Annotated in this window: 10 protein-coding genes and 1 tRNA gene; 8 read left to right on the top strand and 3 right to left on the bottom strand. The window is 34.4% G+C overall.

Annotated features, from left to right (window positions below; translation table 11 throughout):
• Positions 1–193: 193 nt before the first annotated feature.
• From M1L26_RS01320 to rnc, 6 genes are all read left to right on the top strand, one after another.
• Positions 194–2,473: an AAA family ATPase gene (locus tag M1L26_RS01320; RefSeq protein WP_211907739.1), complete on the top strand. Its 2,280-nt coding sequence runs from the start codon at positions 194–196 to the stop codon at positions 2,471–2,473.
• 56 nt (positions 2,474–2,529) lie between these two features.
• Positions 2,530–3,537, top strand: a complete 1,008-nt coding sequence (locus M1L26_RS01325; RefSeq protein WP_250120271.1) for a molecular chaperone DnaJ — start codon at positions 2,530–2,532, stop codon at positions 3,535–3,537.
• A 58-nt stretch (positions 3,538–3,595) separates the two neighbouring features.
• The gene (locus tag M1L26_RS01330) at positions 3,596–4,486 is read left to right on the top strand and encodes a class I fructose-bisphosphate aldolase (protein WP_211907741.1); all 891 of its coding nucleotides are present in this window, start codon (positions 3,596–3,598) and stop codon (positions 4,484–4,486) included.
• Positions 4,487–4,492: 6 nt separating this feature from the next.
• Positions 4,493–4,564, top strand: a tRNA-Cys gene (locus tag M1L26_RS01335).
• 214 nt (positions 4,565–4,778) lie between these two features.
• Positions 4,779–5,855 (top strand): quinone-dependent dihydroorotate dehydrogenase, encoded by a 1,077-nt coding sequence (locus M1L26_RS01340; RefSeq protein WP_211907742.1) that lies wholly within the window; start codon positions 4,779–4,781, stop codon positions 5,853–5,855.
• Positions 5,856–5,947: 92 nt separating this feature from the next.
• The gene (rnc, locus tag M1L26_RS01345) at positions 5,948–6,640 is read left to right on the top strand and encodes a ribonuclease III (protein WP_211907743.1); all 693 of its coding nucleotides are present in this window, start codon (positions 5,948–5,950) and stop codon (positions 6,638–6,640) included.
• Between the two features lie 52 nt (positions 6,641–6,692).
• Here the strand turns inward: rnc and M1L26_RS01350 are convergent, their stop codons facing one another.
• Genes M1L26_RS01350 through M1L26_RS01360 form a run of 3 tightly spaced genes read right to left on the bottom strand, consistent with a single transcriptional unit; the run spans position 6,693 to position 8,691 of the window.
• The gene (locus tag M1L26_RS01350; RefSeq protein ID WP_211907744.1) at positions 6,693–7,292 is read right to left on the bottom strand and encodes an SCO family protein; all 600 of its coding nucleotides are present in this window, start codon (positions 7,290–7,292) and stop codon (positions 6,693–6,695) included.
• Positions 7,293–7,327: 35 nt separating this feature from the next.
• Positions 7,328–8,032 (bottom strand): DNA polymerase III subunit epsilon, encoded by a 705-nt coding sequence (gene dnaQ, locus M1L26_RS01355; protein WP_250120272.1) that lies wholly within the window; start codon positions 8,030–8,032, stop codon positions 7,328–7,330.
• Positions 8,032–8,691: a Tim44/TimA family putative adaptor protein gene (locus M1L26_RS01360; RefSeq protein ID WP_250120273.1), complete on the bottom strand. Its 660-nt coding sequence runs from the start codon at positions 8,689–8,691 to the stop codon at positions 8,032–8,034. Before M1L26_RS01360 ends, dnaQ begins: the two co-directional genes overlap by 1 nt.
• A gap of 163 nt (positions 8,692–8,854) precedes the next feature.
• Here M1L26_RS01360 and secB point away from each other — a divergent pair, with 163 nt between their 5' ends.
• The gene (gene secB / locus M1L26_RS01365; protein ID WP_007302467.1) at positions 8,855–9,358 is read left to right on the top strand and encodes a protein-export chaperone SecB; all 504 of its coding nucleotides are present in this window, start codon (positions 8,855–8,857) and stop codon (positions 9,356–9,358) included.
• 6 nt (positions 9,359–9,364) lie between these two features.
• Complete coding sequence (gene acnA / locus M1L26_RS01370; RefSeq protein WP_250120274.1) at positions 9,365–11,968, top strand: aconitate hydratase AcnA; 2,604 nt, start codon at positions 9,365–9,367, stop codon at positions 11,966–11,968.
• The last annotated feature ends 49 nt before the right edge of the window (positions 11,969–12,017 follow it).

Genomic DNA, 12,017 nt, shown 5'->3' on the forward strand with positions numbered 1-12,017 from the left:
TTACCTACAATTTGATAATCTTAATTCTGCTGCTTATAATGTTTTGAGATTATCACAACGGTATAATGTTAGGCTGTGTGGGCTGTAATCTGTAGCTTCATTCAATTTGGCTACAACGAGCTGCTAGATTTCAGTTTTTTTAATAATTGTGTGCTACTAATTATATATAAATTTACACTTTTAAAGAGAATAGATGATTTCTAAAAATTTAGAGGCAAGTTTAAATAGAGCGTTACAGATTGCTTCTGATTGTAAGCTTAAATATGCAAAAGTGGAACATTTGTTGCTAGCATTAACCAAAGATGTGGATGTAAATTATGTTTTATCAAGATGTAACATCAAAGCTGGTGAAATTATAAATATAGATAATATTATATTAAGGAATGATCATGGTAATAATACAAAAGGTTTTTTACAAGACAACTCCGAATTAACTGTCAATAAAGTTGAGCCTGATGTGCTATTTCAACGCATAATACATAAAGCCATGATACGAGCTCATCGTCTGGGAAGAAAAGAAATAAATGGAGCAAGTATTCTATTAGAGATTCTGTCTGAGCAAGATTTATACATTGAAGAGCTATTACGCAAACAGAATGCAAAGGATTCTAATTTGATTTATAACATATCCAATATAAAATATTCAGGTGATATAGAAGAATATGTAACTAATCGCAAGATAAAACTTGATAAGAATAACGATATCTCTACTGTAGCAAATAAAGGTGAATTATTAAAAGATGAAGAAGTTCTACAAAATTATTGTAGAAATTTAAATGATTATGCAAGAAGCAAAAAAATAGATTATGTCATTGGTCGTGATTATGAATTAAATCGCACTATAGAAATCTTGCTAAGACGCAGAAAAAATAACCCTTTATATGTCGGAGAACCAGGTGTTGGTAAAACAACAATAGTTGAAGGCTTGGTATTGAAAATTATTGAAGGTAGTGTTCCGAGTGCACTGAGATCCAGCATAATTTATGCTTTGGATTTAGGATCACTTCTTGCAGGAACACGCTATAGAGGTGACTTTGAAGAGAGAATAAAATCTATAATAAAAGTAATTGAGGCAAAACCTGGCGCTATTCTTTTCATTGATGAAATACACACTATTATTGGAGCAGGTTCAACAAGTGGCAGCTTTCTTGATGCTGGCAATCTGCTCAAACCTGCACTTGCAAGAGGTGCGTTGCGTTGTATAGGTGCAACTACATATAGAGAATATAGCAATAGCTTTGAAAAGGATAAAGCATTAGCAAGGAGGTTTCAAAAAATTAATGTAAAAGAGTCTTCTATTAATGATACAGTAAAGATACTAGATGGTATAAAGCATTACTATGAAAGGTATCATGGAGTATATTACACGAAACATGCCATTAAATCTGCAGCTGAACTTTCACACAAGTATATTACTGGGCGAATATTACCTGATAAAGCAGTTGATGTTATAGATGAAGCAGGGGCATATTGTAAGTTACAAAAAAGCAGGCGAAAAATTATAAACAGTAGAGACATTAAGAGTACTATCGCTAGGATTACAAACGTACCTTGCGGGTTTGATGATATGCAAAGAGTAAAATCTTTGAAAGAAAATCTCAATAGGGCCATTTTTGGTCAAGAGCAAGCGATAGAGTTTCTCGTTAATTCTATTAAAATTGCTAAATCTGGTCTGAGAAGTTACAATAAACCCTTGGCAAAGTATCTTTTTGCAGGGCCAACTGGTGTAGGTAAGACTGAGCTTGCGAAGCAACTAGCACAAAATATGGGTATGAACCTTATTCGGTTTGATATGTCTGAGTATATGGAACCTCACACAATATCTAGAATGATTGGTTCCCCTCCTGGATATGTGGGTTACGATCAAGGTGGATTGCTTACAGAATCTGTATCTAATAATCAATATAGCGTAGTACTTCTTGATGAAATTGAGAAAGCTCATAGTGATATTTATAATATATTACTACAAATCATGGATTATGGTTGTGTTACAGACACTTACGGACGTAAGGTTAATTTTTCCAATACGATTTTAATTATGACAACCAATGCAGGGGCATTTGAACGTAACAAAAGTTCTATTGGCTTTGGGTATAAAAACTTTAACATCAGTGACAGCGAAAAAGCAATGGAACGGGTTTTTAGCCCTGAATTTCGTAATCGTCTTGATGCAGTCATTTCCTTTTCTGATTTGGATGCGGATGTCATTTTGCACATTGTGGATAAATTTATTCAGGAATTAAAAAAACAACTTGTGCAAAAGGGTATAAGCTGCTCAGTGGAAGAAGAAGTAAAGTCTTATCTTGCTCAAACAGGTTATAGCAAAGAAATGGGAGCACGCCCAATAGAGAGGCTGATTGAAAAAGAGATAAAAAGTCATTTGGCTGAAGAAATACTGAATCGTCGATTAATTAAAGGAAAGAAATTAAGGATTTATATTGGTAAACACGGAATTGCTTTTGATATAGTTTAAATTCTTGCTTGAGTATTAAATTTGTAGTATAGTCACTATTTTTTAATGAGGCTATAGTGGCAAGTTTAACCAGAAATCAATATTACAGTAATCAAGATTTACAGAACTTATTTTCAAGGCTGGGAATAAAAGCAGAAGAAGTAATAAGCCAGGAGTTTGATGATGTACTTAAGTTAGTTGAGCGGCGCTTTAGAAGAGCTTCATTAAAATGTCACCCTGATAAAGTAGTAGGAGAGAAAGAGAAAAAAATAGCTGAAGAAAAGTTTAAAAAACTTAGTGCAGATAAAGATAAGCTAGAGAAATATCTTAACGACTTAAAAGCAGGAAGAACTCCTGGCATATCTATAACATTACAGCGAGAAGTGCAGGAAAAACAAAGGAGAATCAATGAGATTCTATTGCGTAGAGAGAAAGCTGTGAATAGAGCATGTTTATTTTTTATATTAGCAAATGTGGTACTTGGTCCGTCGCCTCAAGTCAAATATTGCTTATCACAACTTGCTAACAGTGGCAAAGTGCAAAATATTGCTTATAAATTTTATGCATTCAGCATCGGAGTTTGGCCATGGTTATTTATTATATCCTTTTGTAGTATTATCTATGCAGCAAGTAAACAAAGAGGCTCACAAGAAGAAAATCTAGATAGGTTAAATAGAAGATACAATCTACTTATTGCTGCTGATAATTATGTGCTATGTATAGCAGCAGCGTTTGCTGTGTGCAGTTTAGTATCGGAAATTGCACAAAATGGCTGGCCTGTTCAATATGAAATGGTGCTTATGGCTAATTTACTATTAGATTTATTACTTATTGCTTTACTTAGAACTTTTATAAAAGCTTTTGAACTATATGGTGAATACTGTATCCAGTGTTTATATGAAGAAGATGCGGAATTTAGTTATAAAGAAAAATTTGCATGGTATGACTACAAATTAGTACTTATGCCGCTCGTTCTTCCTATTGTTAAAATGTATTTTGAAGATTTAGTTCAAGAAAAACTACAACAGCATACTACTGATCCTAAAGTTACACCTTTAAATATAGGCGTAGGAACAAGAGCATAAAAAGGTCTTTGCTTCAACTATAGTTTTTGCTACACTTTGAGTAAATTTGAAGATATTAATGAGTGAAGAAGTAAAACAAATCCTAAGTTACTACGAAAGTGAAAACCCTGGAGTAAAAGCGAATCTTACTCGCATTCTTATGCATGGGAAACTTGGTGGAACTGGCAAGTTAGTAATTCTCCCTGTAGACCAGGGATTTGAGCACGGACCAATAAAAAGTTTTGAAGTTAACCCTGATGCTTACGATCCACATTATCATTTTCAGCTTGCAGTTGATTCAGGAGTAAGTGCATACGCTGCTCCGCTTGGTATGATCGAAGCTGGTGCTTCAACTTATGCTGGAATGCTACCACTTATTTTGAAGCTTAATAGCGCTAACTCTTTGCACTCAAAAAGCTTAACTTCAGATCAAGCAATAACTTCCTCTGTAAAAGATGCTCTACGTTTGGGCTGCGTGGCTGTTGGGTTTACTATATATCCTGGTTCTGCTAAGTGTTTTGATATGATGGAAGAAGCTCGCAAAATTATAGCTGAGGCTAAATCTTGTGGCCTTGCTGTAGTGCTATGGTCTTATCCACGTGGTGAAGGGATTTCCAAAGAAGGTGAAACAGCAGTTGATGTCATTGCTTATGCTGCGCATATAGCGGCTTTGCTCGGTGCCAACATAATAAAAGTAAAACTTCCAACCAACCATATGGAAAGAGAAAAAATAGAAAATATTGAATCATTATTCAAAAGAATTGAATATATTAAAAAGTCTTGCTTTGCAGGAAAAAGAATAGTAGTTTTCTCTGGTGGTGAGTCAAAGTCAGTGGGTGATATAAGTAGTGAGGTAAAAGAAATTAAGCAAGGCGGTGGTAATGGCTCAATAATTGGGCGTAATACTTTTCAACGCAAAAGAGAAGAAGCTTTATCTATGCTAAAAGATATAATTAATATCTACGCATAAAAAAATGGCTGGGTGGCAGAATGGCTTATGCGGAGGACTGCAAATCCTTTTATACCGGTTCAATTCCGGTCCCGGCCTCTTACTCCAATTAGATCATTGATTTTATTTAAATCGAAATAAGATTCCTATACTAATAAAATCTCAAATTAACAAATTTGGCTACCTAGAATTACTAGATAAAAATACTAATCAAGTTGTTGTTTCCCTTCAGAAAAATTAGTTTTTTCTCTGCATAGAAACTATATACTTACTATTTCGATAAACCTCAATCTTTCTAAGTTATTCTTGTTGCATGGTAAAAAATAAACTAAAAATGAGCAAAGTGTTTTACAAAATGATATTGCGTAATTTACTATTTTTGCTACCACCTGAAATTGCTCACTTCTTGTTAATAATGGCGTTAAAAAAAATGCCCTTTAAGAAACCTATAGAGCTACCAGAGTCTTTAAATGTAAACTTTTTTGGTAATAAACTTAGAAGTCCTGTGGGTCTTGCCGCAGGCTTTGATAAGAATGCGGAAGTTCTAAGGCCCATGCTCTCATTTGGTTTTGGATTTATTGAGGCTGGTACTGTAACTAAATATCCCCAATATGGAAACAAAAAACCGAGAATTTTTCGGTTAATTAAAGATGAAGGAATAATTAATAGATTGGGATTCAATAATAAAGGGGTGGACTATTTTCTTAAGCAGATAAGTGAAACTAAGCTTGATAATTGCATTTTTGGCATCAATATAGGAAAAAACAGTACATCAAAGGACCAAATCAGCGATTATGTTGACTTAATAAAGATAGTATATGGAAAGAGCAATTATATAGTACTGAACATCTCATCCCCAAATACACCTAACTTGCGTGATTTACACAACAAACAAGAATTATCCAAGTTGTTGAAGTCTATTACTCTAACCAAAAAATCAATTGATAGCTCTGAATCAATACCGATAATATTAAAAATTTCTCCAGATATAGATCAGCAAACGAAAGAAAATATCGCTGAGCTTGTGTTGGAATATAAGATTGACGGATTAACAGTAAGCAACACTACGGTAAGTAGAGATAATCTGCATTTCCACCACAACGAAAGTGGCGGATTGAGTGGTAAACCACTGTTCAAACTTTCAACTGAGTTATTGAGCGATATGTACAAACTTACTAAGGGCAAAATATTGTTGATAGGATGCGGAGGAATCTCAAGTGGTGCTGATGCATATAAAAAAATAAAGGCAGGAGCCTCTTTGGTACAGTTGTACACTGCTCTCATATACCACGGACCTCAAGTTGTAAACAAAATTAATCTAGAACTTGCAGAACTAATAAGGAGAGATGGATTTAGTAACATTAGTGAGGTGGTGGGTTGTATACATTAATTTTGGAAGTTGGTGGTATTATTTTAGTAAAATAATACTAATTTTTTAGTATAAAGGTGTGGTAGGAAGTGCTTTTCTTTTAAATAATGGGTATGAAGAGTTTGAATGATGCAATATCTAAGATCATTGATTATAAATTTACAAATTATGCAATATTAGAAGAGGCACTAACTCACCCAAGCGTAAATAAAAGGAATAGCAAAAACCAGATTGTAAGCTACGAAAGACTAGAGTTTTTGGGCGATAGTGTTTTGAATATGGTCGTATCTGCCATACTGTTTAAACTATTTCCTGAAGAAAAAGAAGGAGCATTGGCAAAAAGAAAAACGGATTTAGTTTGTGGCAGTACCATTGCTAATGTTGCTAAAGAAATAGAGTTAGGTAACTTTATTATCATGAATAATAGTGAACGTTGTAACGGAGGAAAATGTAACTTAAAAAATTTAGAAAATTCGCTTGAAGCACTAATAGGTGCAATTTATATTGACGGCGGACTTGAGAGTGTTGAGAAATTTATTATCCGACATTGGGAAAAGCTAGCTAAGGACATCCTCGATCCTCCTCAAGATCCTAAAACTTCACTGCAAGAATGGACTCAGAGAAATAAATTACCTTTACCAAAGTATGAGCTTGTAAAACAAACTGGACCAGCACACAATCCTGAATTTACTATATCAGTTTGCATAGAGAGTTATGACAAAGTTTCTGCATGTGCTCCTAGTAAGAAAATTGCTGAACAAAAAGCTGCTGAGTTGATCCTAGAAAAAATTGAAAAAACGACTTAGTTTAATCAAAATAGCCGTTAGCATAAATTTAAAGTAAGCTAAGCTCTTTAGTTCAGCTTACATATTTTTTTATCTCAGCCAGAATCTTATCAGATTGACTTTCATCTGAATTTAAATCAGCTACAAAGTGTGTGACATATTTTCCTTCAGGGCCAATAAGGTATATTATTGAAGAATGGTTAATTTCCTCTTCTCCACCTACTTTGCTTGCATATACTTTATACTTTGCAACTACTTCATCTATTTTTTGTCTTTCACCAGTTAGCATTTGTATTCTATGGTCAAATTGCTGCTGAAATTCTTTAAGACTTTCTGTGTCATCACGCTCGGGATCAACTGTAATAAAAAATGTTTGTAGTTTGTTGTTAGTTTTTTCATCTAACTTTGCAAGTGTTTCTGAAATTATTCCGAGGTTCATAGGGCAAATTCTTTTACATGAGGAAAATCCGAAAAAAATCATCATATACTTATCTTTAAAATCACTACTGCGTACTATTTGTCCATCTTGGTTAATTAAAGAAAAATCCCCACCTATTTTAATTTCTGTATTGTATGGGACAAAGATGCCTTTCTTAGTAAAATAACAATAACCTAAGAAGACAGCTGCTAATGCTATTAGTAGACTAGACAATAACCTTATAGACTTTACCATTAAAGCGTTCCTAATAAAATTAAATCATATATTAACTAGTTGACTGATTCAACATATTCCTTCCAAAGTGGATTGTTAATTTTGTCTAACAGTTTCTTATGCTCATCAAATTCTTCACTACTTGGTGAGTGTTCTCTGCGAGCTAAATTACGCACTTTATGCTGAATAAACGTAGAGTTATTGTCCTGAGCACATTCATTATTAAATAAAAAGGTTTGCAATCCTCCTGTAAGCTCAACATAGACCTTTGCAAGCAATTGAGCATCAACTAATGCTCCATGCAATTCTCTACCTTCCAACGATATATCAAAACGTTTACATAATGCATTTAAAGAAGCAGGTGATCCTACAAACTTTTTTCTTGCAAGTGGTAATGTATCTAGCACTCTATCTGAGGAAATTAACCCAGCATTTAACTTGCCTAACTCCATATTAAGGAACTTAACATCGAATTCAGCATTATGAATCACCAAAATGTCATTGGATATGAAGTCAAGAAATTCAAGTGCAACATCTGAGAATAGTGGTTTATCTTCCAAAAACTCCTCACTAATACCATGAATCTTAAATGAGTGGTAAGGTATATCTCTCTCTGGATTAAGATATCGATGAAATGTTTTACCTGTTGGAATACGGTTAATTAGTTCTACACATCCTATCTCAATAATTCGATGGCCAGACTCAGTGTCAAGACCTGTAGTTTCAGTATCAAGTACTATTTCTCGTAGCTTGCTTTCCATCAGTTGTCATTTGTTGTTGAATTTTTATCAGTACTTGCCTTCTTATAGTTAATAGAAACAAGCAACCAGGTTGGGTCTGATGAATTAATATTTTTTTTGAATTGCCATACATCCTCAACTTTGTTAATAGTAGACATACTACCTGATATGATGTCTCCTTCACCATTCTTAACGAAGTTAATTTGCTCTGAAAGGAAGTATACTGCAATAAATACTACGTTTTTTACTAGTTTTATTTCTAAGATTTTTTGTGAAACAATAGAAACAATTATAGACTCGTGTATCTCTTTACGATGTTTAATCTTATCCACAAAGCTGTTATACAAATCTTTGTCCAGAAGAGATTTTAATTGAGGTAAATTTCCTTGGTTGAAATATTTAATTATTAATTCAAAAGCTATGCTTGAACCTTCTATAAAATTGGAAATAGAGAACTCTCTGTTTTTTTGTAATATTTGTTCATAAGTAGCTTCTATTGAACTTTTGTTATTGCTATAAGTATAATCTTCGATATTTTCTACCACATCCTCTTTACTTTGACTTACATCTAATACACCTGTTAGCTTTTTTAGATTGAGACTGGATGATCTTCCTAAAGAATTATATAAGCGTGAAAAAATAAACGCCGCTAGTAAAGCATATATTACAAGCTCTATCATGGTAACTTACTCCTTGATATATAAAGTATCTAAATATTATTAATTATTGATAAAAATATGTTTTTCATATTAACCTATAGTTAGGTTTACTATTCATTTGTAAATGGATATATTATATAAGAAAGTATTAAACATCTCAACTTAATTAAAGGAGACGTAAGAAATGTCACAACACAAAATGAAAATTCATGGTCAGTATGTCAAAGATTTTTCGTTTGAGAATCCAAATTCGCCATTCCTTCCTTCTAGTAAAGCTCCTGATATTAATGTAATGGTTAATATTAATTCAGCAAAATTAGAAGGAACAGAAAATAAAAAAGGAATAAGTGAAGAAAAGCCTTTTCATGAAATTACTTTGCATATAGAAGCCAAAGCAACGGTAAAAGATGAAGATGTAAAAGATGATATAGCTTTCATTTGCGAGGTAAAGTATTGCGGTATTTTTTCAATAGAAAACTTTACAGAGCTAAGTGAAGAAGAGGTGAGACAAGCTTTATTTATTGGTGGACCTACTTTTCTTTTCCCTTTTGCAAGAGAAATAATTGCAAGAACTACAAGTAGTGGCGGGTTTCCTCCACTTATGCTAGATCCTATAGATTTTGAAACTATGTATCAGCAGCAAAGTCAACAACAAAAAAGTAGCGCTAGTAATTCCAATTTTAACTAATACAGGATGAACAATTCTTTAAATGCAAAGACGACTTTAAATATTGATGGAAGGTTATATAACTACTTTAACCTAAGTAACGCTGGTAAATTCTTAGGAGTAGATTTAACAAAATTGCCTTGCTCACTCAAGGTATTGCTTGAAAATTTATTGCGTAACGAAGATGGAGTGAGCGTAAAATTGGGTGACATAAAAACACTAGCAAGTTGTGTCAATAAACATGTCAATCACGAAATTAGCTATAAACCAGCAAGGGTATTGATGCAAGATTTTACGGGAGTTCCTGCTATTGTTGACTTAGCTTCGATGCGTAATTATGTGAAGAAAAACGGGGGCAACCCAAGCAAAATAAATCCATCTGTACTTGTTGATCTTGTGATCGACCACTCTGTTCAAGTGGACAGTTACGGAAGCACTTCCGCATTTTGTAAAAACGTTGAATTGGAAGTGAAAAGAAATTTAGAGAGATATCAATTCTTAAAATGGGGAGAATCATCCTTCACAAATTTTAGAGTAGTGCCACCAGGTACTGGAATTTGCCACCAAGTGAATCTTGAATATTTAGCGCAAGTTGTATGTAACGATAGCGGAGTTCTATATCCAGATACCTTAGTTGGTACGGACAGCCACACTACTATGGTGAATGGTTTATCGGTTCTTGGTTGGGGTGTTGGTGGAATAGAAGCTGAATCTGTGATGCTTGGTCAGCCAATTAGTATGGTGATTCCAGAAGTAGTAGGATTTAAATTAATTGGAAAACTTTCAGAAGGAGTAACTGCAACCGATCTAGTGCTGACGATTACCAATGTTTTAAGAATAAAAGGCGTTGTTGGCAAATTTGTGGAATTCTATGGTGATGGATTAGATTATTTATCTTTGGCAGATAGAGCAACCATAGCTAATATGGCTCCAGAATATGGTGCAACTTGTGGATTCTTTCCAATTGATCGGAAGACACTAGATTATTTAAACTTAACCGGAAGGCCAAAAGAGTTGGTTAAATTGGTTGAAGTCTATGCAAAAGAACAAGGGCTGTGGCGTAGTAATGACGAATTGGCGTTCTTTGACACACTGGAGCTTGATTTATCGAGCGTAGAGCCAGTAATGGCCGGTCCAAAAAGACCGCAAGATAAGGTTTTTCTTTCGCAAGTGGCAGAATCTTTTTCTAAATCATTTCCAGTTAATGAGTCAGAGGAAAGCGATAAACTCCAAGATGGAAGTGTAGTTATTGCAGCAATAACAAGCTGCACTAATACTTCAAACCCAAGCGTAATGATTGCTGCTGGACTTGTAGCGCGTAATGCAGTCAACCTTGGATTAAAATCAAAGCCTTGGGTTAAAACTTCTCTTGCTCCAGGGTCACAAGTTGTAACAGAATATTTAGAAAAGTCAGGGTTACAGGAAGATCTAAATGCTTTGGGTTTTAATTTGGTTGGGTATGGCTGTACAACTTGTATTGGAAACTCCGGTCCGCTTAATGAAGATATAGAAAGTGATATTAAGGATAAAAACTTGACTGTTGCAGCAGTTTTATCCGGTAATCGTAACTTTGAAGGAAGAATCCATCCTTCAGTCAAAGCTAATTACTTGGCCTCTCCGCCACTTGTTGTTGTTTATGCACTTGCAGGCACTGTACAAATTGACCTGACAAAAGATCCTATATGCAGAGATAAGAATGGAAATGATGTTTATCTCAAAGATATATGGCCAAAAAATGATGAAGTTGAGAACTGTGTTAAAAGTGTTGTAACACGTGAAATGTTCATACAAAAGTATAAGGATGTTTTCTCTGGTGATGAGCATTGGCAAAAGATAAAGTATGAGAAAAGTGAAATCTACAACTGGAATGAGAAAAGTACTTATATACAAAACCCTCCTTATTTTGATAATTTATTGACTGACAATGATAAAAGCAACATTTTTGATATAAAGGATGCACGAATACTCGCGATATTTGGCGATAGCGTGACTACCGACCACATTTCTCCCGCTGGAAATATTGCCTCAAATAGTCCTGCAGGCATATATTTAAAAGGTCTTGGAGTTGAACCGCAAGATTTCAATTCATATGGATCTCGCCGCGGTAACCACAACGTAATGATGCGTGGAACCTTTGCTAATATCAGAATAAGAAATAAAATGGTGAGTGCTGAGGGTGGCTATACAAAACATATTCCTTCTCAAGAAACTATGTCAATTTTTGATGCAGCAATGCAATATAAAAGAGAAGCTGTTCCATTAGTTGTCATTGCAGGAAAAGAATATGGTACGGGTTCAAGTAGGGATTGGGCAGCAAAGGGTACTGCATTGCTGGGAATTAAAGCTCTGATTGCAGAAAGTTTTGAACGCATACATAGGTCCAATTTGGTCGGTATGGGTGTTCTTCCACTTGCATTTCAGGATGGAGTAACGAGAAAGATATTTGATGGTAGTGAGATAGTGAGCATAAAAGGTGAAGTAGTACCAAATGGAAATCTAGAATGTATCATTAAAAGAAAGGATGATTCAGAGCAATCCATTCAACTCAAGTGCTGTGTACAAACTGCAACTGAGGTTAAGTACTTGATGAGTGGTGGGGTGTTGAGCTATATACTTGCGCAGTCCTTTTGAGCTATCACATTCATCAACTAGGTTTTTTGAATCGATTCTGGCTCTTTAT

The sequence above is a fragment of the Wolbachia endosymbiont of Ostrinia scapulalis genome, assembly GCF_023559145.1.
In the GTDB taxonomy this organism is placed as follows: domain Bacteria; phylum Pseudomonadota; class Alphaproteobacteria; order Rickettsiales; family Anaplasmataceae; genus Wolbachia.

What these genes read in the sequence shown, in the direction of transcription:
- M1L26_RS01320 (WP_211907739.1), top strand. Translation starts at nt 194, where the DNA reads ATGATTTCTAAAAATTTAGAGGCAAGTTTAAATAGAGCGTTACAGATT.
- M1L26_RS01330 (WP_211907741.1), top strand. Translation starts at nt 3,596, where the DNA reads ATGAGTGAAGAAGTAAAACAAATCCTAAGTTACTACGAAAGTGAAAAC.
- M1L26_RS01340 (WP_211907742.1), top strand. Translation starts at nt 4,779, where the DNA reads ATGGTAAAAAATAAACTAAAAATGAGCAAAGTGTTTTACAAAATGATA.
- rnc (WP_211907743.1), top strand. Translation starts at nt 5,948, where the DNA reads ATGAAGAGTTTGAATGATGCAATATCTAAGATCATTGATTATAAATTT.
- M1L26_RS01350 (WP_211907744.1), bottom strand. Translation starts at nt 7,292, where the DNA reads ATGGTAAAGTCTATAAGGTTATTGTCTAGTCTACTAATAGCATTAGCA.
- dnaQ (WP_250120272.1), bottom strand. Translation starts at nt 8,032, where the DNA reads ATGGAAAGCAAGCTACGAGAAATAGTACTTGATACTGAAACTACAGGT.
- M1L26_RS01360 (WP_250120273.1), bottom strand. Translation starts at nt 8,691, where the DNA reads ATGATAGAGCTTGTAATATATGCTTTACTAGCGGCGTTTATTTTTTCA.
- secB (WP_007302467.1), top strand. Translation starts at nt 8,855, where the DNA reads ATGTCACAACACAAAATGAAAATTCATGGTCAGTATGTCAAAGATTTT.
- acnA (WP_250120274.1), top strand. Translation starts at nt 9,365, where the DNA reads ATGAACAATTCTTTAAATGCAAAGACGACTTTAAATATTGATGGAAGG.